Raw genomic sequence first — 22,896 nt, 5'->3', positions numbered from 1 at the left:
AGCAGCAGCGCGGCGGCGTACGGGAACAGAGGCAGCATGCACAGCAGCTGCCTTGCGGTACTTTGCGCGCGATGACTGTCACGCGCGGCCGCCTCCGCGGCCGCCATGGCCCGCTCCAGCAGAAACACAGCCATCACGGCTCCGAAGGCATTCGGATACTGGAGCAGCCCGCCCAGCCTTGCCCCGGTAGCACTGACTGCCGGGGAGTCCGTATACGCTATCGCATAACGGAGCGGCAATCCGCAAGCTGCCAGCAGGCCGCTTAGACAGAGGGTCATGCCAAGCGTATGCCAGAGTGCAGCAAGAAATCCGGCACCCCGGCGGCTGCCTGCACAAACAGCTGCGAAATAAGCAAAGCTTCCGTACAGCCCCCAGCGCAACAGCTCATTAAGCGTTCCCTGCACCGACAGAGGCCCCCGCAGTAAGTGCACAGTATATAAGGCAAAAAGGATGAAGGGACAGCCAAACAGAACAATAAGCATCCAATTCCCGGCCTCACGTGAACCTCCGGTAATCCCTTCACCCGCCTTCGGTCCCTCCAATATGTTTGCCCTGCCTCCGGCAGCTCTTACGCCGATGGCCGCAAAGACGGCAAAAGCAACACACAGGCCGAACCATACAGCCAGAAGACCGTACAGTTCCCGGGCAAAAAAAAGCCCGCGCAGCAGGCATGCTGCTGCTGCAGCCAAAAGCAGCATGCCTGCACTCCCCCGGCTCGTAAACCGCCGCAGCCGGGGCCAGATTCTGTTGATTTCCATCGTTACCTCCATGTACCTTGTTATCCGTCAGTTTTCCCGCAAACTGGAAAATTTATATGCCGGAATACCAAAGCAAACAGGACAGCGCTTCTCCCGGAGGAGAGAACACTGTCCTGTTCATGGAAGCATTATAGGTTCTATCTGTACGGCAACATTTCCATCGTCTGCAGGCCCGGCAGTCCTTAGTCCTGCGCTGTTATCTCCGCTGGCAGCAGGTCTGCGCAGACACGTTCAAGATACGGCTTGGCACCCAGAAAATCACGGAAGGCGCTGTACTCACGCCATTTGGCTTCGTTGTCCCCGCCGCCGGCTTTCACCGCACGGATCAGAATATTCTTCGGGGTATGCTCCATGTCGATGAATTCCAGCAGCTGGCTGCGGTAGCCCATCAGATCCAGCAGCTTGGCCCGGATGGCATCGGTAGCCAGCGCCGAGAAGCGCTCCTTCAGAATGCCGTGCGACAGCAGCGGATTAAGCACCTCACTCTCAATCTGGTTGAACAGCTCATGCTGGCAGCAGGGGACAGAGAGAATAACCGAGGCACCCCAGCGGACTGCCTTTTCGAGTGCGGCGTCCGTTGCCGTATCGCAGGCATGCAAAGTGACCACCATATCCACCTGATCCAGTTCATTATAATCAGCAATGTCGCCTACAAGGAACTTCAGCTGGCTGTAGCCAAGCTTGGCTGCCAATTGGCTGCAGTGGGCAATGACATCCGCCTTGAGGTCAAGTCCGACGACATTCAGCTCCCGGCGTTCACGGACGGCCAGATAATGATACAGCGCAAACGTCAGATAGGATTTGCCGCAGCCAAAATCGACAATGGTCAGCGGGCGTCCGGCCGGCAGGTCAGCCAGAATATCCTCAACCATCTCCAGAAAGCGGTTGATCTGGCGGAACTTATCGTATTTTTTAGCCAAAACCTTGCCTTCGCTGTTCATAATCCCCAGCTCTACCAGGAATGGCACCGGCTCTCCCTCATCCAGCACATAGCGCTTCTTGCGGTTATGAGCCAGATCAGGCGCCTCCTGCTTGCTTGCAGATTTCGTCAGGATGGATACTTTATACTTCTTGCTGATCAGCACCTGATAGTCCGCCTCAATTGTGCACAGCAGCGCCTGGCGGAAGGTTGCCCGCAGCAGCGCCATCATTTCAGCCCCGGCTTCTTCAGCGGGAATATTCCGGTGCTCGACCTTAGGTCCGGTATAGTAGGCAAACTGATAGTGCAGCTTGCCTTTAAGCTCGACGGGCTTGATCTGTACTTTGGTGTAGGATACCTCACCTTTACTGCGCAGCTGGCTTAATGTCGCCGTTATTAAGGTGCGGTTGTTAATCAGTTGTACGATTAATGTATTTAAAGATTCCACAGGGTACATCTCACTTTCACATATTAAAATAAAGAACGGGTTCGCCTTAAGTAGCCGTTATATTATAGCATGTCCTGCACCCGGATATTATAACAAGCTCTTGTATAGTCTTCTGTCTGCAAACCAAACTATTGCAACCTGTTAGAAGCATTTAAAAAAAGACAGCACAGACGCCTGTCTTGACACTTCCCGGGGCATCTGTGCTATTCAGTAAAATTGGATATTAGCGCTGCTCCTGCTTCGCTGCAGCGGTAATTCTCTCCCACTCGGCCAGCCCCTGCTGAACTTCCTCTAGCGGCAGGCCGCCAAGCTCAAGTGCTTCAGGAGACTTCTGCAGCAGCCGCCCATAAAGCCCGTGTCCTTCCGCAGCAACATCCACTCCCTGCTCCCACAGCCGGTACAGGCTGTCTTCCGCCTTGGCATAGCTGCCGGTTGACTCCAGGTAGGAGAGCAGCAGGCGTTCTGTATGAACAGGTAGCTGGTAGCCCTCGGTTTCCTGGAGCAGCTCCTCCATCTCACTGTTCATATTCAGCAGCTCACGGTCAGCGCCATGCAGATCCGCACGCAGAAATAAATGCAGGGAGCGCATGTAACGGAACAGCGCTGCTTCCTTATCGCCTGCAGCCGCGTAGATGCCTCCTTCTTCCTTAAGCAGCCGGGCCACGCCCTGCAGCTTGTCGGACTCAATGATGCCGCCGAGCCGGAACATTTCAACAATATCTTCAGCAGACAAGGAATTCAGCAGACGGGAATTCAGGCGGAAATGCCGGTTAAGCAGCTCATCCACTTCCCATAAAGCTTCCGTTGTCTTCCTTTCCTGCTTGAGTGTAAGCACTTTGGCCACCATGGCCGTCATATCTTCAATCATCCGTACGATATAATCTCTCCGAAACATCCGGCAACACTCCTCCCGGGCTATGCGCCCTGTTATTATTAGCCGCAGGGATCAGGTGATCATCCTTAAAAATCATCTTAAACCATTCTACCCTTGTGCGCCACTGAACAGTACTGCGGAAGCGGAACAGACTGTCCGGAAATCATTGACAGAGGCATATGGCCCGCATATAATAAGTTCAACTTATTGATCTGGATTCCAGATCATACTGCGATACAGATTATAATTTTATACTAAAGAGGGTGACATATATCAATGAATCGGATACAGCATCCCGGCTAACCCTGACAGAAGAACAGAATAAGCTGCTGGAAAGTGCGCTGCGGATTAAAATTATGCACGCATTAGCGGATGAACCATTGACCTCCAAGCAGGTTGCTGAAAAGCTGCAGAAAACACCAGGCAATATTCATTATCATATCGTCAAGCTGTTCGAAGGCGGACTGCTCGAGATTGTCCGCACAGAAGCAGCAGGGGGAATTATCCAGAAATTTTACCGGTCTAAAGGAACCTTTTTTCACTCCGGACATCTCAGCGGCTTCCAGTTCCGTCAAGAAGACAGGATTGAGCATTTTATCACCCGGCTGACCTTATCCCCCGCTGAACTCAGTGATTTTCAGCAGGAGCTGACTCAGCTGATTATCTCCTGGGAGTCAAGGTTCACCCACGGGGATGAATACGGCGTGGAATTTGTCATTGGGCGCCTGCCCCATTCAGACCATGAGCCAGAATCGGGAGGAAATTCTGAATGAACCCGGTTACAGTAACAGAATCAGCAAGCCGCAATCCTTTGCGTAAATTCGCCTCCCTGTTTACAGCATCGCAGGCGTTTCCTTATCTCTGGCTCGGAAATCTTATTTCCTTTCTGGGCAGCTCGGTAACTATGGTAATCCTGCCTGTCCTCGTCTACTCCATGACCGGCTCGACCAAGACAATGGGCTTCGTAATGGCCATTTATATGCTGCCAAATGTGATTATGCTCCCCGTATCGGGCCATATAGTGGACCGGTACGACAGGGTTAAAATTATGATATCGGCTGATATCGCCCGGTTTGCCATTATGGTCGCCATAGCAGTGCTCTCGCTTACCGGTGCATTAAGCATTCCGCTGCTCTACCTGTTTATGGGCCTCTATGGCATGCTTGACGGTTTGTTCCGACCTGCCTATTCTGCAACCCAGGCTACGGTATTTACACCGGATATCCGGATTGCCGCCAATTCGTTGACACAGATGAGCACCCAGGCGGTCCGCCTGATAGGACCTGCGCTCGGCGGTCTGCTCATCACTCACCTGTCGGCCGGCATAGGGTTCGGGCTCGATGCTTTTACCTACATCCTCTCCCTGTTCTGCCTCATTTACCTGCGCAGAGCACTGACGACCGGCCTGCGGGGCAAGTCCTTGGCAGACTCTGCGGGAGTTCAGGAGGTAACTAAAGCGGGAGCACCTCATGCCTCCCCGAACTGGAAGGATGATTTCAAAGAAGGAATCGCCGTGCTGCGCAGTCACCCGTGGCTCTGGATCACTATTATCACCTTCTCGTTCTTCAATATCTGTTTTGCCGGAGTGACAAGCATTCTGATTCCCTGGCTGTTCAAGGTATACCACGGATGGCCGCCTTATATATACGGGCTTGCTGTTACCTGTTCCGGTGCAGGAGCCATAGTTGCCGGACTGGTGTACAGCCTGCGCCAGCACTGGACCCGCCGCGGCATTATGGCTTACAGTGGAGTCATCCTGAGCTGTCTCGCCCTGTTCCTGATGCCGTTTATTCCGAATGCGGCTGCGGCAGTTGCCCTGTTCACGGTGGAAGGATTCGGGCTGATGATCTTTGGCCTGATCTGGGAAATCAGTCTGCAGGAGCTTGTTCCCCCGGAGGCTTTCGGACGTGTAGCCAGTCTGGATCTGCTCGGCTCCTTCGCCCTGCTGCCGGTAGGTTATATTCTGGTCGGCTGGCTGGCCGACCAGATCGGCGGCCTTCCTACCATCACTATCTTTTCCGGTCTTGGCATTCTGTGTGCCGCCTCGGTGCTCTGTCTCCCGGCAATCCGCAGGTTCCAGTAATGCACAGCCCAAAGAGGCAGCACTCCGCTTCTCAGCAGAGGCTGCCTCTTTGGGCTGCCGGTATATCATTTCTCCGGCCCCTTATTTCCTGGCTGCCGGTATCTGTACAAAATCTTTAATAATCTCCGCCAGACGCTCCGGCGCTTCATACATGCTCATATGTCCTGCACCGGGAATGGTCGCCTTGGTTACATTCGCCTTATCTGTGGTAAAGATCCGTTCAGGCGGCACCAGACCATCTTCCGTACCCGATACAAGCAGTACCGGCAAGGCAGATGCCGAAAGGACATCCCGGCGGTCCGGACGTTCCCGCATCGCAAGCAAGGCACCAGCCGCGCCCTGCGGCGGAGTTTTGTAACCGATCTCCTTAGCCCGTTCAAGCAGCCGGGAAGCTGCACCCGGAGCGAACAATCCGGGTACCAGGGCATCGACAAATGCGGTAATCCCTTCATTCTGGATCGTACTGACGCTCTTCAGACGTTTCTCCCGGGCCTCCTCGCCATCCGGATAACCGGTGGAGTGAATCAGCCCGAATCCCTTCAGCCGGGAAGTATGACGCTGGGCAAAGGATAATGCGACATAACCGCCCATAGAATGGCCCAGCAGATACACTTCCGGTATCTCCAGATGATTCAGCAGGGACAGCACATCATCAGCCATCTGATCGATGCTGTATGCACCGAGCGGGGCATCCGATGCGCCATGGCCGCGAAGATCGGGAGCAATTACCCGGTAGCTGCCGCTTAGAAAAGGAATGACCTGCTCAAAATACGCAGAGCTTCCGCAGAAGCCGTGAAGCAGCACAATAACCTCACCCTGTCCCTGATCACTGTAACAAATATTGCTTCCCTCACAACGGATATTTTCCATGACAGCTTCCTTCTTTCTATGTAATAGCAAGGCTTATTCTACATTATTAAGCAGAACGGTTCATCTTGAAACGCCTTAAGGAACAAGCCTGAAACCTTTTGCTGCAGCCAGTGCAATTTGTTCGGCCATCTGCATTACCCGGTATAGCGGTGTCGTCTGCAGCGTCCGGTAAGGAAAAGGTCCGTTCACCCCGACAATGGCGGCCAGACTGTAATTTCCCACCTCAGGCAGGCACAGGCCTACTGACTGGGCCGGGCGCAGCGGTTCGCTGGCTGCAAAATAAAACCCTAAGGCAGCCGGAGGCCCCAGACAGGCATCAATGGCTATGATCAGCTGCCCTTCCGGAATCGCAGCAATCCGTGCAACCAGATTATCCGCATCACAGGGTGACGGTAAAGTGCCGGTGACATGGGGAAAACCGTATTTCAGCAGTCCGCTGCCGGTCAGAGGGCCGAGACAATCGCCTGTAGAGCGGTCTGTCCCGATGCACAAAAAGGTAATGCGCTCAGGCGGATGCTGCTTTGCAATCTCCCGGAAGAAGACGCTCAGCCGGTCGGCATCCATTTTGATCCGTTTTCTGCTCTCCTGCTCCCTGATTGCCACTGTCCTCTCCTCCTTATAGTCTGAATGTCTCCGATTATTCCTTATAATTTAACATGTTTCCGGGGAATTGGACAAAAAAATGGTGTTTCTTTACCCTGTCATGATAAAATACATCAGAAGGAACGACCGGCGCAGTTAATATGTAGAGCCGGTAATCCAAAGGTATTTTACTAAGAAAGGACTGTTTGCACTCCATGGATTTATCAAAGCCCAGCCAGGAAAATGTGGAATATATGATCGAGGGCATCAAGAGCAAGCTCAAAATGGCCAGCGCGGCAGCCATGCAGGCATCCGCTTTCTCGGTAGACCACTATGAGGATATTCTTGATATTTACGAGGTAGCCATGGGCAGTGACCGGCTCAGCATCTCCCAGGTAGAAGCCCTGGTCTCCGAGCTTGGCCGCCTGCGGAATAAATAACAGGCCTGAAACGAAACAGGAGCCCTCTGCCTGATGCCGTCCTCTCCGGATGACATACAAGGCTGAGAGCTCCTGTTCTTGTATCTGTGCAGCGTTCAGCGTTCAGGATTACCATTCCGCATTTCTGCATTATGGAAGGTCAATAAGGATGAACTCTGCATCCCCTTCGCTGCTTGTTCCTTTAAGCGTAAGATCACAGCTTTTGCGTATACGCGCGGCGTCACCGGGCTGCAGTTGAAAAGTCCCTTCGCTGCAGCTTACCTCCAGATTGCCGGCAATCAGATAAAGATGTGTCCGCCTTCCCTCCTGCTGGGAATGCTGCACTTCCCTGTTGGTTTCAAGCACCGACAGATAGATCGAAGCATCCTCACCCAGCTTCAGTACCCCTTCAGCATCTGTCCCTGAGGCCACCTGGAGCAGGCTATTCATCTTCAGCTCACGCGGGAAAAATTTTGCATCCCAGGCCGGCGTAACCCCCGGACGGTCCGGCAGCAGCCACATCTGCAGAAATCGGACATGTTCTGCAGGCGACGGATTCGTCTCAGAATGGTTGATTCCTGTGCCTGCGCTCATCACCTGCACGCTTCCTGCCTGCAGCTCTGCCTGATTTCCGAGATCATCCTGGTGCTTCAGCACTCCTGAGATTACATAAGTTATAATCTCCAGGTCATGATGCGGATGCTCCCCCATGCCCTGTCCCGGTTTCAGCTCGTTGTCGTTATGTGCGAGCAGTACACCAAAGTGCGCGTTGCTGGGATCATCATAATCGGCAAAGGAAAAGCTGAATTCGCTGTGGATCCATTCTCTATTCGAAGTATGGCGCTCGGCTGACGTAACAATTTTGATCATACTTTATGCACCTCCAAAGATGTTAGAATCTTTTCATTTTTTTTAAAACAGGGTATTTTGCCCCGTTCACATTGATGAATAAGGCGCCTTAATTATGTATTTCTTACCCTCAACCTCTCCCTGTCAATCAGCTTGATTTACTATATTATTCCAGAAAAATTTTGGCTGACGCCCCGCACTCCGCCGCCCTTGTACTTCCCCTGCTGCTTCTTTCTCAGGCTTTTTTAATTCAGTCCTATAGTACTGTTCCTCCAGCTCAAACCTGGTGTATTCCCGGGCGGAGCTGTAGTATTGGCTATTCTTTCCTGAACCCTCCTGCTGTTTCAGCCCATATCCCCACGTTTATATACGAAGTAAGAACCTTCAGGCTTTCCTGAACTCCAGCTGACGGCAGCTGCCATAGCAGTCCTGCTGCGACCGGCCAGAGGCTGTCCGATTTTGGAATACCATATTCTATAAGGAGTGATTGAAGATGAACAGAGCAGAAACAGAACATCCGGTAGAGAGCGGGAACACATTTTTCAAAGGTATTTTTATCGGAGGATTGCTGGGCGCGGCGGCTGCACTGCTGTTTGCCCCTAAGCCAGGCCGTGAAATGCGCAGTGACCTGTCCGACAAGCTTACACTGGCTACAGACAAGACGAAGGAAGTTGCTGGTGTCGTAACTGACAAGACCAAGAGTATTGCCACTACTGTCGGGGAAAAGGCAACAGACCTGGCCAGCACAGTATCTGCCAAAGCCTCTGACATCTTCACCACAGTGAGCGACAGCAAGCAGCAGATCGCTGCTACCCTGCAGGAGACCGGTAAAAAGATCGGCGATACAGTCTCCGAAGCGTCCAGCAATGTGGCTTCCGATGTCAAAAAGGCGTCCGAAGACGTTACTGATGAGGCTGCCTCTTCTTCCAAAGAGGTTGCCGATAAGGCCAAGGATGCTAAAGATGAAGTTGCCGCCGAGGCTAAAGATGCCAAGGAAGAGGTTAAGTCCTCTTACAAGTCCTCGTTCTAAATTGCTGTGACCTGGGGCTTATTCTAAAATGGAGAACAGCCAGCTCCCTGCAGCTGGCTGTTGCTATGCTGAGTGCAGCTTCGTCTAACAAGACAGAAGCTGCACTGTATTAAAGCCTTATATGGCTAAAGAAAGCGGGGAGACCTTATGGGAGATACGGGCAGCAAGACCAAAACGTACGAGGTTGACGAGCACCCCTTTGAACTGCGGCATGAGGTCAAGCGCCTAAATGCCAGACTGGACAAAATAGCGGATTCACTGGAGAAATCGGAATTCAAGGATATCCTTGAGAATTATACAGACCCCAAAAAACGGATTATTACCAACCTGATGGCTGGCATATCCCGCGGGCTCGGACTTTCATTGGGCACCTTTGTTATCCTCGGTCTGCTCGGCTACATTCTCAGCCTGTTCCTTGATGTTCCGGTTATTGGTGAATATCTCGGGGAGATCAAAACCTATATTGATGCAAACAGCTGATGTCCAACTCCGCTTCCCCCGCCTGCCGCCTGTGTATAACACGGGCAGCAGGCGAGGGAAGCGTATATGATGACAGGATTAAAACAAAAAAAAGGACATACCTTGTTCGAGAGAACAGGCATGTCCTATTTTTGAATATAATGAATACCGGCGGGGTCAATAAGAAGAATTCGCCATGATTTGTTTCAGCTTCTCTGTGGCCCGCTTTTGGATGCGCGATACACTCATCTGAGAGACGCCCAGCTTCTGGGCAATGGCCCGCTGGGATTGACCATCCTGGAAAGCCAGCAGCAGTACCTGCTGCTCCTGTTCCTTGAGCTGGCCGAGCGCCTGCTGGAGATCCATACGCTTCTCGACGGTTTCATAATCGTTGGCATCAGAGCTGATCAGCTCGCCGAGTGTAGCCCCGGTCTCCTCCTGCGAGAGCGGCGAATCAAGCGATACATAGTGGTAGCATTCCCTTCCGGCCAGCACTTCCACTGTTTCTTCTACAGTAAGATCAAGATATTGGGCAATTTCCTCTACAGCGGGTGAACGCTCAAGCCTGATGGTTAGCTCATCAATGGCCTGCTGGACGAGAGCCCCCTTCTCTTTAATCCGTCTAGGAACCTGTATGTACCAGGACTTATCCCGCAGGAAATTCTTCATATGGCCGATCATGCTTTTCATTGCATACGGCTCAAAAGGAATTCCCAGACTGATGTCATATTGCTGAAGCAGCCTAATCAGCGCCATCTGTCCTACCTGATACAGATCTTCGTATAAGTCCGGACGGTTCCGGGCAATTTTGCCGGCAGCCATCTTGACCATGGGTTCATATTTACGGATCAGAAGGGTGGCAATTTCGTTGTCTTTCGTCTGCTGGTATTCCCAGATCAGACTTACCGCATCATTCATGGACTCTGGGGGAGTCACTTTGTCGTTCATACTTTCTCCTCGCTAAAATTAAGCCGTTTGGTCAGGGTAACGACAGTCCCTCTTCCTGCTTCACTCACTACGCTAACATCATCCATGAGTGCCTGCATCAGATAAAATCCAAGTCCTCCTACCTCAACGTCATTCAGCTCTTTGTCATGCAGCGTCATGCGCGGTTCAGGACTATCCATTCCGTCAAAGCTCTCCCCCTCATCTTTGACCGTGATGGATAAGGTACTTGCTCCTACTTCAAAAATGACATCCACAAGCCCGTCTTCCTGTCCGTAAGCATACAATACGGAGTTATTACAGGCTTCCGAAACGGCTACCTTCATATCTTCAATATCTTCATAAGTAAAGCCCATTTTCGAGGCAATTCCATATAAATTCAGTCTCACAATATCGACATATTCTGCGCTGGCGGGTAACTGAAGAACTACTTTTTGCACGTCATCACTCATCCTTATTTCGATCCTTTCCTAGTGGGAGTTCTCTTGGGGGGCAAAAAACTTGGAAATACCAGTCATATCAAACAGCTTCTGAATCTGCGGCGGAACTTCCTCGACCGTAAATTTAACATCCATTCCGTGTCTTGCCTTGAGAATCGAGAGCAAAATACCGATGCCTGTGCTGTCGATGTATTTCAGATCCTTCAAATTAATGACAAGGTCCAGTCCCGTATCTCCCACAAGCGGCTCCATCACCAGACGGAAATCAGGAGCGACTGACAAATCGAGTTCTCCAATCAGATAAACCGTACATACATTGCCTTCGGTTTCGGTTTTTGCATGGAACTTTTCGCTTTTATGTGTATTCATAGACAATCTCTCCTGATTAAATGTTTTCTTTACCAATAACCCTAAAGGCATAGTGTTGAAACAAAAAGCGGACAATCTGCATGAGGTAATTCCTGGATGTCCATTAAGAGAGGGAGGCATTGCGTTCAATTCTCGGGCTCTCATGAGGTTCATAGCGGCTGATAATTTGTTTGATGCTGCTCAGCTTGAGCGGCTTGCTAACATATCCGTCCATGCCTGCAGCCTTACAGCGGGTCTGGATGCCCTCCATGACATTCGCCGTCATGGCAATGATAACAGCCTTTTCTGAAGACTGGCTGCTACCGGAGCGGATTGTAGAAGTCGCTGTAAGCCCGTCCATCACCGGCATCTGCAGATCCATAAAAATAAATTCATAACCGTTTTTGGCTGCAAGCTCGACCGCCTGGCTCCCATCCTCGGCAACATCGGCGCTATAGCCCAGCTTCTCAAGCATGCTGACCATCAGACGCTGATTGATCGGGTGATCATCTACTACAAGCGCCTTATGGTGCATCCGTGCCTGGCTAACCATACCGTCCGGCTCCTCGGTTTCGCAGCCTCTGGCCAGCTCATCCTCAGGCATGGCAGCCTGAATGGAGAAGACAAAGGTTGCTCCCTTCTCCTCCATGGATTCTACGCGGATCTCGCCGCCCATCATCTCTACAAGGGATTTGCAGATCGCAAGACCCAGGCCTGTCCCTCCATACTTCCGTGTCATGGAAGAGTCAAGCTGGGAGAACGGCTGAAACAGACGGTCGCATTTCTCCGGCGAGATGCCGATCCCGGTGTCTTTTACAGTAAACTCCACCATCAGCTTCCCATCAGCACCAGAGGCTTTGGAAGCTACCAGATAAACGCCGCCCTGATTGGTGAACTTGACTGCATTGGCAACCAGATTGATCAGCACCTGGCGCAGCCGGGCCATATCCCCGTAGATCAGTTTGGGCAGATTCTGGTCGATGAAATAAGCCAGCTCCAGATTCTTCTTGCCCGCTTCGGCAGAGAACAGGCTGAATACCTCCTGGATCGTCCCCTGGAGCTCGAACAGCTGCTCTTCCATCTCCATTTTTCCTGACTCCATTTTGGTGAAGTCCAGAATGTCATTGATTACCGTGATAAGTGTATCGGCACTCTTGCGGATAATTTCTGTATATTCCTTCTGTTCAGGAGCCAGGTCTGTCTCCATCAGCAGGTCAATCATACCTACAACACCATTCATCGGCGTACGGATTTCGTGACTCATCATCGCCAGAAATTCTGTTTTGGCATTGGCCGCAATCTCCGCCGCTTCCTTGGCCTTGACCAGCTCGCCGTTAATTTTCTCCAGCTCCTGTGTTTTTTGCTGCAGCAGCATGGACTGCATCTGGTGCTTTTTGTTGGCAAGATGCATGTGAACGAATCCTTCAATTTTGGACTTGAGAATCTGCGGGATGAAGGGTTTGACCATATAATCAATGGCACCGGCGGAATATCCGGCAAACAGATGCTCCGCCTCTTTGCTGTTGGCCGAAATAAAGATAATCGGGATGTCCTTGGTCTTTTCCCTGGCCTTGATTAATTTGGCGGTCTCAATACCATCCATGCCCGGCATCTGCACGTCCAGAACAATAACAGCGAACTCATATCTTAATAAACTCCGCAGCGCTTCTTCTCCGGAATTTGCTTTGACAAGCTTATAATGCTGGCTTTCCAGCACTGCTTCCAGCGCCAGCAGATTCTCAGGACGGTCGTCAACAAGCAGTATATGAACCGGTTCTTGAACCCCCATAGGCCCCTCCTATCCCGCTATTGATTCTTACGGTATATTTTTTCCACTCTATCCAGGGGCTCGTAGCCATCGCTAAACCTGGTGAAATGAATTGATTCCTTGGATCCGAGCACCAGCACACCGAAACGGCTGAGGCTCTCATAAAATAAACCATGCACGTGATCACGGAGCTCATCGTTGAAATAGATCATCACATTGCGGCAAAAAATGACATTAAACTCATTAAAGGAAGTGTCTGTTGCCAGATTATGCTCGGCAAAAATGATGTTTTGCGCAAAAACGGCTGCAGGATCACCGAGTTATATTTCGCAGTATAGTATTCGGAAAACGCGCGTGTACCGCCCGCCTCCATGTAGTTCTTGGTGTACTGCTTCATTCTGCCGATTTCATATACCCCTTCTTTGGCCTGCTGCAGAGAACGGGCGTTCATATCCGTTGCATAGATACGCGCCTTATCATACAGTCCCTCCTCATGCAGCAGGATCGCCATTGAATACACTTCCTCACCTGTTGAGCACCCGGCATGCCAGATTCTGATGTACGGGTAAGTCCGCAGCAGCGGAATGACCTTTTGGCGGAAGGTTAAGAAAAGGCCCGGATCACGGAACATTTCCGTCACTGGGATAGAAAGGCTGTATACAAAACGTTCAAAGCAGGCACGGTCATGCAGGACCTTCTCCTGCAGCGCAGATATGGTAGGTACATTCTCGGCATGAACATGATGCCAGATGCGCCGCTTCAGGGAAGGCAGCGCATAGTTTCTGAAATCATACCCGTATAATCGGTGTACTCCATTGAGCAGCAGCTCAATTTCGATCTGCTCCAGCTCCTGTCTGCTTCCCGCATTATCGGCCTGTTCATCATATCCCCGTTCCATGGCTGTCATCGTTATCTCTGCTCCCTTGCATACTTCCGTATTTCCGGACTGTTATTTATTCTTCTGTAATGCTATTACCCCAATTTCCGGCTTACGAATACAGCCATACACGCATTAGGGAGAGAAGCTGATCTGTGCTGATCGGTTTCTTCATATAATCAGAGGCTCCGGCTTCAATACACTTGGCCCGGTCCTCTTTCATTGCTTTGGCGGTGAGCGCAATAATCGGCAGCTTCTGATATTGCGGCATCTCGCGGATCCGGCGCATTGCCTCATACCCGTCCATTTCCGGCATCATCATATCCATCAGCACCAGGTCGAAATCATTATGCTCGACAAGCATATCCAGTGCCTCCCGGCCATTTTCGGCAAATTTCACTTCCATATGATATCCTTCCAGGACACTGGAAAGGGCAAAGACGTTACGGATGTCGTCATCAACGAGCAGTATCTTCTTGCCGTCAAAGAGCTCCTCCTTATTGTGCAGCTTCTGCAGAATTTTACGCTTATCCTCCGGCAGATTGGCCTCCACGCGGTGCAGGAACAGTGTTGTTTCGTCAAGCAGCCGCTCCGGCGAGCGGACATCCTTGATGATAATGGATTCAGCATATTTACGCAGGCGGGTCTCTTCCTTGCTGTCCAGATCCTTGCCTGTATAAATAATGATCGGCAGATCATTAAGCTCCTCATCATCACGGATCTGATCCAGCAGCTCAAAGCCGGTCATATCACCCAGCATAAGGTCAAGCACCATACAGTCGTACCGTTGCCTGCGCAGCTCGCTGAGCGCTTCCTGTCCGGTCGACACTGCTGTAATGGCTACATCGTCATGGCCGATCAGCTCCATGATGGAGCGCCGCTGGATTTCATCATCCTCAACGATCAGAAGACGCTTCAGGGTGCTCGATGTATAATTCTCAATCTGCGAGAAGGCTCTCTCCAGCGCCTGTCTGGAGGAAGGCTTTCTTAGATAGGCCATCGCCCCCATCATCAGCCCCTGCTTCACCTCATCATTGACAGAGATGACATGCACTGGAATGTGGCGAGTCTGCGAGGCACTCTTAAGCTCTCTCAGGATGGACCACCCGTCAATAACAGGCAGCTGGATATCGAGAATAACAGCGTCCGGCAGATAAGACTTAGCCATCTGCAGGCCGGTGTCACCCTGCAGGGCAACCAGGCCTTTGAAGCCGCGGCCGCGGGCCATGCCGAGCAGAATCTTGGCGAAGCTCTCATCATCCTCAACAATCAGAATGACTTTATCTTCCGCCGTGAGTCCCTCACGGTCATCTTCCACAACAACCGGGTTGAGCGGTGCAGGGACCGCCTCACTTGGTCCGGCCGGAAGCAGCTCCTCCACATATTCAGCCAGGGTAGCTGCTTCGTGGGCCGCCGCCGCTTCCACGGCACCCGGAAGCAGGCTGTAATGGCCTTTTACAGGCAGATAGAGGGTAAATACGCTGCCTTGTCCTTCCCGCGATTCCAGCCCGATGGCTCCGCCCATCAGACGGGCCAGCTCACGGCTGATCGACAGGCCCAGGCCTGTCCCGCCGTATTTCCGGCTGGTCGTGCCGTCCACCTGCTGGAACGCCTCGAATACAATTTCCGTCTTGTCTGCCGGAATGCCGATGCCGCTGTCCTTTACTGCAATGGCTACATATTCGAACTCCTCCGGCAGGAACGCGGGCAGAGCGCCCGGTACGGCACGGCTTACCGAGAATTCTACAAAGCCTTCGCTTGTGAACTTGAAGGCATTTGACAGCAGATTGCGCAGAATCTGCTTGAGCCGGTGGCTGTCTGTATACAGGCTGTCCGGCAGCGGCTCTTCAAAGGACAAGCGCAGCGCCAGACCCTTCTTGGCCGCCTGCGGGGCAAAGTTCTGTTTTACGAATGTCTTGAGCTCAGTAAGCGGAATATCCTCATAGCTCAGCTCCATCTTTCCGGCATCCACCTTGGACAGATCGAGAATTTCATCAATCATCTTCAGCAGATCGGCACCGGACATATAGATCGTATGGGCGAACTCTACCTGTTTCTCCGTGAGGTTGCCTTCTTTATTCTCTGTAAGCAGCTGGGAGAGGATAAGCAGGCTGTTCAGCGGAGTCCGGAGCTCATGCGACATATTGGCCAGGAACTCCGATTTGTATTTCCCGGTAACGGCAAGCTGCATAGCCTGCTTCTCAAGCTGGAGGCGGGCCTGTTCGATTTCGTCCTTTTTCTCCTCGACCTCCTGGACCTGCTCCTGAAGGGCGCGGGTTTTGGCAACCAGTTCTGTATTGAAATGCTCAAGCTCGCCCTGCTGCCGCTGCAGCAGTTCCTCGGAGCGTTTAAGCGCATCCGTCTGCTCCTCCAGGTTCTCATTGGAACGGCGAAGCTCCTCCTGCTGGGTCTGCAGCTCCTCCGACTGGCATTGCAATTCCTCCGTCAGTGCCTGAGACTCCCGCAGCAGCTCTTCAACTGTCATTCTGCGGTTAATATTATTAAGAATAATGCCGAGATTATTAGCCAGCTGGTGAAGCAGTTCATTCTGCAATACAGTACTTGGCGTAAAGGAAGCAAACTCCAGTACACCGAGCACCTCATCCTCAAACAGTACAGGATAAATAAAGATATGGTCCGGATGTGCATCCCCGAATCCGGAGGACACGTTAATATAATCATCAGGCGCTCTTTCAAGTCTGATCGGCGTCTTATCTAATGCACACTGGCCGACAAGGCCCTGGCCGAGGTCAAAATACTCCTTGAGGCCATCTTCGGCATCCCCTGCATAAAAGGCGCTTGCCAGAAGCCGGTTAGGGTTATGAAGGTCTTTCAGATAAAGCGCCCCGTATTGAGCACCAAGCACGGGAGTGAACTCGCTGATGAAGGTCTGCGATACCTGATCCAGTGAACTGACACCGCGCAGCAGCTCCGTCACACGTGCGATATTACCGCTCAGCCAGGCCTGATCGCTTTGCGCCTGGGTATATGCCTTTTCAAGCTGCTGCTTCTGCTCAATGTCCTCAGCCATCTGCTGGAAGACCCGGGCTACGTCACCAATCTCATCCTTTGACTTAACCTTTATCCTGCGGATTGCCCGCATCTTTCCGCTGCCAAAGCTGGTAATCATCATAGAGACAACGTTAAGGCCGCGCGAGATGCTCGGAATTACCCACAGAATAACACCCACCCCCAGCAGGAGCCCGACGGCCATGATTAAGGATACCATCTGAATAGATCGCTCATAAGCAGCCTGGGCTGAAGCATTCTCTTGCGTCATCCGGGTGGCATTATAGTCTGACAGTGAATTCAGGCTGTTCAGCACTTCATTCTGGATATCCTGTCCATCGGAGTTCCGGTAAGCGTTGGCATTCTGGAAATACCCGGCTTCGAGCATCTCGACGGCCTTGTTCTGATAATTAATATAAGCAGTATACGCATTCTCAATCCGGTTCAGCATCTGGACCTCATCAGCACTGATAAGTGAGGCTTCGATGGCTTTCAAATATCCTTCTGCCTTAACCGTCTTATTTTCAAGCTCTGTCTTCTGAACCTCTACGGTTTCTACATCTGCATTAAGCATCGCCGTGGTCAGGATACGTGCCATATCATTAACTTCGCCGCGCAGCCCGGAGGAAGCGCGCCCCTTGTCATATCTTTCCTGAAAGCTGTCCAGCTGACTGCTCATATAATTAAGCCGATCGTAGCCAATCATTGTTAACGCCAGCATTATGGCCAGCATCGCACTGAAGCCGATCAGCAGCTTGGCTTTTATTTTCATTACTGTTCAGTTCCTTTCCCCAGCGTAATCCATACCAGGCATTTATCGTCATCGCGCTCCAGGTCGGATTCGTCTATGAAAAATGCTTCGCGCATCGCTTCCTCGCGCCATTCATGTCCGCCGTTCAAATGTCCGGTCATAAACTTCAGCTGTTCCTCCTGATCACCCTCGGCCATTTCGAGCAGCCCGTCCGTATACAGCACCAGGTGCCCCTCTTCTTCAAAGCTGAGGCTCTGCGGCTGAATGTCAATCCGGTCGAACAAGCCTACCGGGTGGCAGTTGCTTTCGAGAAGAACCGGCTCCTTGGCCCCTCCTTCAAAGAAGAGTCCTGGCGGATGCCCGGCGTTCACGTAGTCGATCCGCTTCATCCGGGTATCAATAACCAGATAGATGGCCGTAAAATAATACTGGACCAGCTGCTTCTCAATGTACAGCTGATTGAAACGGCGGTTCAGCTCCTGGATCACCTTTTCCGGTTCCACATAGGTAGTCACCGTATCCTTCAGCACGGATGCCAGGAACATACAGAACAGCGACGAGGAGATCCCGTGGCCCATCATATCAAGCAAAATCACGGCATATCTGCCGTCCCCCAGCGGAAACCAGGCATACAGGTCGCCGGCCAGCTCAAAGGAGGGCTGATAAATGGCATGCACTTCAAAGTCCTCTTCCTTGATTGGCAGGCTAAGTACGGCATTCTGAACCAAGGCGGCAAGCTTCAGCTCGTCCTGTATGCGCTGGTCCCGCTCCTTATGCCAGTCCTTCTCCCGCTTCAGGCGCAGCGCCAGGCGGATGCGGGCCATCAGTTCAACCTTATTTATCGGTTTCGTAACATAATCACCTGCCCCTGCATCTAGGGCTTCGGCCAGTTTCTTGGAATCGCCCACGGCAGTGACCATGATAATCGGAATATCACGCAGATGTTCATACTGCTGAACTACACGGCAGGCCTCAATCCCGTCCATCTCCGGCATCATCATATCCAGCAGAATCAGATCCACATCGGACGGGCGCGGCCGCTGGGTATCACTACCTGGTCCGATTCCCAGAATCTTCAGCATTTCCTTAGCAGATGATGCGGTTATAAAATTCCGGTAGTCTTCCTTTTTCAGGATTTCACGGATTATAATTACGTTGGTCGGATTGTCGTCAACAATTAATATTTTCAAGCATCTTCACCTCGCACGATTAATGTTAGCTCCGTAATCATCCCTTGTATTCCATCCTTTTATCATACGATAATTAAACTGTCTCTTTCCACAATTCAATAATTTGGCAAATAAGGATGGGATTGTTTCCGTATTCAACAAAGTAACCTCCATTTCCACTACTGATAGTGGAAATGGAGGTTACGCTATTGTGCTATAATTCCGGTACGCCGGAAAAAGCTGTTTATTGCGGATATTTCTTAGCAATGACCAGAACTTTACCCGCATCCAGTTCTTTCTCATAGAAGCCAGCTTCAGCAGGACTGAAGCCAAGGGACGTAATTTTGGAACGCAAAGCATCCCCGCGCGAACGGAAGAGATTGGCAATAGCGCCAAACAATCCTTCTTCGCCTAAGCCGACCTCATTTGTGTTCGCCGCATCAGCAATGCGGTTCTCACGGTCCTGATCATGACTGATAACATAAATGTTATCCTTGGAGTAACCGCTGCCCCGCAGACGGTTCACTTCTTCTATCGCCTGAACACCGTTCTCTAAAAGCTTGGCATACGACTGCGCACCGATTGAACCCATGAGATCACGCTCCTTAAGCTTAGATTGTAAGGTTAGGTTTGTCCCCGAGAAGACAACTGTACTTTTATTAACCTCATCTGAAGCCTATGAAACACCTCATGAAGCATTTGCATCAAATAAATCAATTCCGTCCCATTCACCGGTCACCGGATTGCGGTAAATCTTGAGCGCCTCGTTTCCCCTTATATACACGTCGCCGTCATCAGCGATAAAATCCGGTTTTCCCAGCAGCACCCGCACATTGTTATCCGCCGGGTTCAGCGTTACCTCATTCAGCTTCAGTCCGTATAATCCGGCCTGGGCCGGGGAGACATGAATATAGGTGACGATGCCGCCGCATATTCCGGCTGACATATCGGCGTACCGGTACTCCAGACATTCCTGCCACGGGTCAGCTGTAATATTCAGCGGTGCGCCCTTGCCCAGCAGCAGTTCTTCCTCCGGCGCGTACAAGGCTGCACCAGCCAATGAATCGAAGCTGCTGATATAAGGGTTCATTCCCAGACTGTGTTCAAATGCCAGAACGGCCTGGGGCTGCACTGCGAAAAAGCTGACAGGAGCCTGCTCCCTCTGCTCAGAGGGAGTAGTCACATAAGAGGAAAGCAGACTAACCAAAAGAATGATGACGTTCATAAGACGTCCCGCCTTTCATAATGTGCGCCGGTGCTGTGTAATGGGACTTTGTTTCCTTGGGTTTAGTGCCGGAATTTTTGCCAGATCGCAGCTGCAGTATCTACACCTTTCAGCGCCATTGCTATTTTACCCGGTGCTTTTTTGGCGTATGCGGCGTCATAGGACTTCACCGTACGCTCTTCTGCCGGAGTCAACGATTTTTCGTCTATGGAGACCGCTCCCGCCTTCTGCTTCAGCTCACGGGATTTGCGGTATTTCTCGATCACGGTAACGGATACCTGCTTAACGGTCAGGGTCAGTTCGTTCATAACATCACCGAGATTTTTAACAGAATCTACAATAGGATCGATCTTCTGAATCTTGCCCTGTACATCTGCGGTAATGTCATTGGCATGCCGCACGGTTGTCTTAATCTCATAGGTAAGCTCATCCACAGTCTTCTGCACTTCCTGCAGAGTCTGGCTGACTTTGTCGAGGGATTCCTTTGCTGACTTCAGCGTTTTAATTAAAAAGAAGACGAGTACGGCGAAGGCGACAGCAACTAATGCTACGCTAAGTTCAATGATCATTTTCAAAACCCCTTCCAAGTCATAAATGTCTGCTTGCACTGCCTTGTTACTGCATAGTTACCCTGACGTTATTAGCCCGAAACAACCTGTCAAGAGTCTTAAAGACCAGAAGCGACCGTGATGTTTCAGAGCGGTTAAACCCGTTTAAACATTGACTACACCACCTGACAGAAAGGATGACTTCACATGCTGAAATGGTCGGTAATTCTGCTGGTAATTGCACTCATCGCCGGTGTATTCGGATTCTTTAATATTGTAGGAGCTGCAGTCGGCATTGCCAAAGTCTTATTCTTTATCTTCCTGATTCTGTTCATTGTCTCGCTCTTTACCGGGCAGCGCGGAAGGTCAATGTAGTCCTATTCAAAGGAATGTTCAGCTATGAACTTGCAAATATAATAATGCTGCTGCAGACCCGGAGTCTCCAAACGAGGAGCTCCGGGTTGTTTTTTATGTACGGATTATCGACTGTTCCTATATCCTATTCAGACAGCAGAAAGTATAGGCCTCCCCCTCCGTTATGCAAATTTAAAGTTTTTTTTGGCGGCTGGTTCACTGCCGCCCCTTTTTGTTTACATGCATATTAGCACAGTACAAACTTGGAAAAAACCGCTAACCCAAAACCACACTAGGAGGAATCACAGATGAAAAAATTAGCCAGTTTCGCAGTAGCAGCAGGTCTCATGGCAACCATGGCAGCATCGGCTTCAGCGGCAGAAGTTACAGGCACTGCAGATCCGTCCACTACAGTTACTGCAAGCACTTACAGTGAACAATTCGAAACTGTAATTACTCCGGCAGATATTAAACCGGCGACTCCAATGATTATTTTGACAAAAGCAACTCCTTTCCATTTCTCCACTTCCAGCGTGACTCCGGCCGGCTGGCTCAGCGCACAGACCATTGATACAACCGGAGCTGTGACGACCGATGCCTGGGGCAATGAATGGAGAGAGGTTTACACCTGGCTCGGCAAAGCATGGATCAAGGTTCCTGCTTCCGCTTATGTAATTACTCCATAATACAGCCGGGACCCGGCTTATGCCCCTACCGGGGCATATACAGCAGCCTGAGACTTCCAGTCTTACGGCTGCTGTTTGCTTTTTTAGGATAACACAAGTAGAAACGGCTATGCCGTCCTTCAGAGAAGGCGGCCAAAAAAAGGGCTACCTCTGCAGAAGAATTTCTGCTACAGAGATAGCCCACCGTAACTGCCCTATTTCACCCGTCACAAACATTGTACTGCTGCCGCTTCCTCATCGTTTCCTCTATTTATCATTAGCGGCTTATAATTAGCGGATCACCGAACCTCCGTAAAGGAAGCGGTTCGTCCAGGAAGCACTTAGATTGTCCACTCTTACACCGCCGGAAGATACGGAATACGTATGCAGGATCTTTCCGTCTCCCAGATACATAGCCACATGACTTATCCGTTCCCCAAATCTGTCCTTTCCGGCATAAGCCGAAGCCGAGCTGCCCTTATAATCCATAAAGAACATCAGATCGCCCCGTTTGAGGCTGGAAATATCGGTAACCGCTGTGCTGTTCTCCCGCACCCAGGTGCCCTGCTGCCGGGAATCGGCAGGCAAAGTTAAATTAAGGGCATCCTTGAACATTTGCCGGATAAAATCCGAGCAGTCAAAGGTGCTGGTATTGCTTCTGCTGGAGCCGAATTCATAAGGGGTCCCCAAATACTTCATGCCTGCCTCAATGACACTATCAATGACAGCTGACTGTGCCGGAGGTGCTGGTGTTGGTGCTGGTGTTGGTGCTGGCGTTGGTACCGGAGCCGGTGTTGGTGCTGGCGCAGCCCCGTCCAGTTTAATATATTGATCGGCCGAGCTGGTATAGCCGACAGTGCCGCTTACAGTCTGTACCCTGTACCAGTAGCTGTTGGTCTTCTCCAGGATAACAACCGGATCGCCTTCGTTCAGGTAACCCAGCACTTTCCCGCTGGTCGAAGGGGTTTCACGGAGCCGGACACTCGCTTGAATAACAGCTGTCTGTACGGCAGGTGTTACCGCAGGAGCGGAAGCAACGCTGATGTACTGGTCGCCCGAGCTGGTATATCCGACCTCGCCGGAAGCGGTTCTGACTTTGTACCAGTAGCTGTTGGTTTCTTCAAGAATAACTACCTGATCGCCTTTGCTCAAATATTTAATCACACTGCCGCTTGTAGAAGGGCTGGTGCGCAGACGAACCGAAGATTGAATAACGCCTGTCAGCGAAGCAGAAGCCGTAACAGTTGAACCCGCCTGTGCGGCGAATGCCTGCTGAGGGCTGAACACTCCCCAGGATAATGCAATTGATGCCGAGACCAATAACGACGCTGTTAGCTGTTTATGTGATCTGATCATAGCGTTCCCCCGCTTATGCATGATGAGAATTCAACAACGGCGCGCGCTACGATTGTTGCTTTCTGCCCTCATTATAGGGGCAGGCGGGAATTGGAACATGCTTCTATTTTCACAAAAACACTTGCCAAGTTATGGTAAGCACCGGGTCTA

The 22,896-nt window shown here is 51.3% G+C and carries 22 protein-coding genes and 2 pseudogenes; 7 read left to right on the top strand and 17 right to left on the bottom strand.

The features are described 5' to 3' along the window. The 3 genes and pseudogenes from AWJ19_RS32315 to AWJ19_RS32305 form a co-directional block, all read right to left on the bottom strand. Nucleotides 1-758, bottom strand: a pseudogene (locus tag AWJ19_RS32315) (hypothetical protein); the annotation flags it as partial. A 182-nt stretch (nt 759-940) separates the two neighbouring features. Continuing rightward, nucleotides 941-2,134, bottom strand: coding sequence for an SAM-dependent methyltransferase (locus tag AWJ19_RS32310; RefSeq protein ID WP_198536685.1), 1,194 nt, complete (start codon nt 2,132-2,134; stop codon nt 941-943). Nucleotides 2,135-2,348: 214 nt separating this feature from the next. Next, complete coding sequence (locus AWJ19_RS32305; RefSeq protein WP_068729786.1) at nt 2,349-3,020, bottom strand: DUF6483 family protein; 672 nt, start codon at nt 3,018-3,020, stop codon at nt 2,349-2,351. Between the two features lie 242 nt (nt 3,021-3,262). On the opposite strand from AWJ19_RS32305, the gene AWJ19_RS32300 reads away from it, so the two are divergent. After that, entirely contained in the window at nt 3,263-3,772 is a 510-nt protein-coding gene (locus AWJ19_RS32300) for a helix-turn-helix domain-containing protein (RefSeq protein WP_082708239.1), read from the top strand. Beyond that, entirely contained in the window at nt 3,769-5,082 is a 1,314-nt protein-coding gene (locus AWJ19_RS32295; RefSeq protein WP_068729783.1) for an MFS transporter, read from the top strand. The genes AWJ19_RS32300 and AWJ19_RS32295 overlap by 4 nt, the downstream gene beginning before the upstream one ends. An 81-nt stretch (nt 5,083-5,163) precedes the next feature. Here the strand turns inward: AWJ19_RS32295 and AWJ19_RS32290 are convergent, their stop codons facing one another. Both AWJ19_RS32290 and yyaC read right to left on the bottom strand, forming a co-directional pair. Next, nucleotides 5,164-5,952 carry an alpha/beta hydrolase gene (locus AWJ19_RS32290; RefSeq protein WP_068729781.1) on the bottom strand — a complete coding sequence of 263 codons (789 nt, stop codon included), beginning with the start codon at nt 5,950-5,952 and terminating at the stop codon, nt 5,164-5,166. 75 nt (nt 5,953-6,027) lie between these two features. Then, nucleotides 6,028-6,555, bottom strand: a complete 528-nt coding sequence (gene yyaC / locus AWJ19_RS32285; RefSeq protein WP_241781966.1) for a spore protease YyaC — start codon at nt 6,553-6,555, stop codon at nt 6,028-6,030. A gap of 194 nt (nt 6,556-6,749) precedes the next feature. Between yyaC and AWJ19_RS32280 the strand changes: the two genes are divergently transcribed. Then, complete coding sequence (locus AWJ19_RS32280; RefSeq protein ID WP_068729779.1) at nt 6,750-6,974, top strand: DUF1128 domain-containing protein; 225 nt, start codon at nt 6,750-6,752, stop codon at nt 6,972-6,974. 129 nt (nt 6,975-7,103) lie between these two features. Here AWJ19_RS32280 and AWJ19_RS32275 read toward each other — a convergent pair whose 3' ends face one another. Beyond that, entirely contained in the window at nt 7,104-7,823 is a 720-nt protein-coding gene (locus AWJ19_RS32275) for a pirin family protein (protein WP_068729777.1), read from the bottom strand. A gap of 472 nt (nt 7,824-8,295) precedes the next feature. Here AWJ19_RS32275 and AWJ19_RS32270 point away from each other — a divergent pair, with 472 nt between their 5' ends. After that, the gene (locus AWJ19_RS32270; RefSeq protein ID WP_068729775.1) at nt 8,296-8,832 is read left to right on the top strand and encodes a YtxH domain-containing protein; all 537 of its coding nucleotides are present in this window, start codon (nt 8,296-8,298) and stop codon (nt 8,830-8,832) included. A gap of 147 nt (nt 8,833-8,979) precedes the next feature. Beyond that, a complete protein-coding gene (locus AWJ19_RS32265) occupies nt 8,980-9,312 on the top strand; it encodes a DUF5665 domain-containing protein (RefSeq protein WP_068729773.1) in 333 nt (110 codons plus the stop codon). A gap of 156 nt (nt 9,313-9,468) precedes the next feature. Here AWJ19_RS32265 and AWJ19_RS32260 read toward each other — a convergent pair whose 3' ends face one another. The 10 genes and pseudogenes from AWJ19_RS32260 to AWJ19_RS32215 form a co-directional block, all read right to left on the bottom strand. Beyond that, nucleotides 9,469-10,239, bottom strand: coding sequence for a sigma-70 family RNA polymerase sigma factor (locus AWJ19_RS32260; RefSeq protein ID WP_068729771.1), 771 nt, complete (start codon nt 10,237-10,239; stop codon nt 9,469-9,471). Beyond that, on the bottom strand, nt 10,236-10,688 hold the full coding sequence (rsbW, locus tag AWJ19_RS32255) for an anti-sigma B factor RsbW (RefSeq protein WP_068729769.1): 453 nt from the start codon (nt 10,686-10,688) through the stop codon (nt 10,236-10,238). The genes AWJ19_RS32260 and rsbW overlap by 4 nt, the downstream gene beginning before the upstream one ends. A gap of 18 nt (nt 10,689-10,706) precedes the next feature. Continuing rightward, on the bottom strand, nt 10,707-11,045 hold the full coding sequence (locus tag AWJ19_RS32250) for an STAS domain-containing protein (protein WP_042200066.1): 339 nt from the start codon (nt 11,043-11,045) through the stop codon (nt 10,707-10,709). Between the two features lie 103 nt (nt 11,046-11,148). Further along, entirely contained in the window at nt 11,149-12,813 is a 1,665-nt protein-coding gene (locus AWJ19_RS32245; RefSeq protein WP_068729767.1) for a response regulator, read from the bottom strand. Between the two features lie 17 nt (nt 12,814-12,830). Then, nucleotides 12,831-13,690 (bottom strand): annotated as a pseudogene (locus AWJ19_RS32240) (protein-glutamate O-methyltransferase CheR). 91 nt (nt 13,691-13,781) lie between these two features. Continuing rightward, a complete protein-coding gene (locus tag AWJ19_RS32235; RefSeq protein ID WP_068729765.1) occupies nt 13,782-17,450 on the bottom strand; it encodes a response regulator in 3,669 nt (1,222 codons plus the stop codon). Then, complete coding sequence (locus tag AWJ19_RS32230) at nt 17,450-18,619, bottom strand: fused response regulator/phosphatase (protein ID WP_068729763.1); 1,170 nt, start codon at nt 18,617-18,619, stop codon at nt 17,450-17,452. The genes AWJ19_RS32235 and AWJ19_RS32230 overlap by 1 nt, the downstream gene beginning before the upstream one ends. Before the next feature lie 223 nt (nt 18,620-18,842). Continuing rightward, entirely contained in the window at nt 18,843-19,190 is a 348-nt protein-coding gene (locus tag AWJ19_RS32225) for a general stress protein (RefSeq protein WP_068729760.1), read from the bottom strand. 96 nt (nt 19,191-19,286) lie between these two features. Further along, complete coding sequence (locus tag AWJ19_RS32220; RefSeq protein ID WP_068729758.1) at nt 19,287-19,823, bottom strand: hypothetical protein; 537 nt, start codon at nt 19,821-19,823, stop codon at nt 19,287-19,289. Nucleotides 19,824-19,885: 62 nt separating this feature from the next. Continuing rightward, nucleotides 19,886-20,392: a DUF948 domain-containing protein gene (locus tag AWJ19_RS32215; protein WP_068729756.1), complete on the bottom strand. Its 507-nt coding sequence runs from the start codon at nt 20,390-20,392 to the stop codon at nt 19,886-19,888. Between the two features lie 186 nt (nt 20,393-20,578). Here AWJ19_RS32215 and AWJ19_RS34485 point away from each other — a divergent pair, with 186 nt between their 5' ends. Continuing rightward, nucleotides 20,579-20,746 (top strand): DUF1328 domain-containing protein, encoded by a 168-nt coding sequence (locus AWJ19_RS34485; protein ID WP_042180844.1) that lies wholly within the window; start codon nt 20,579-20,581, stop codon nt 20,744-20,746. Between the two features lie 287 nt (nt 20,747-21,033). Beyond that, nucleotides 21,034-21,411 carry a hypothetical protein gene (locus tag AWJ19_RS32210; RefSeq protein ID WP_068729754.1) on the top strand — a complete coding sequence of 126 codons (378 nt, stop codon included), beginning with the start codon at nt 21,034-21,036 and terminating at the stop codon, nt 21,409-21,411. 270 nt (nt 21,412-21,681) lie between these two features. Here the strand turns inward: AWJ19_RS32210 and AWJ19_RS32205 are convergent, their stop codons facing one another. Continuing rightward, nucleotides 21,682-22,746, bottom strand: coding sequence for a C40 family peptidase (locus tag AWJ19_RS32205; protein ID WP_068729752.1), 1,065 nt, complete (start codon nt 22,744-22,746; stop codon nt 21,682-21,684). Nucleotides 22,747-22,896 lie beyond the last annotated feature (150 nt).

This window comes from Paenibacillus sp. DMB5, assembly GCF_001517085.1.
Classification (GTDB): Bacteria; Bacillota; Bacilli; order Paenibacillales; family Paenibacillaceae; genus Paenibacillus_AQ.
The sequence above is the reverse complement of the archived record's forward strand: the minus strand, read 5'-3'. Positions and strand labels throughout refer to the sequence as shown.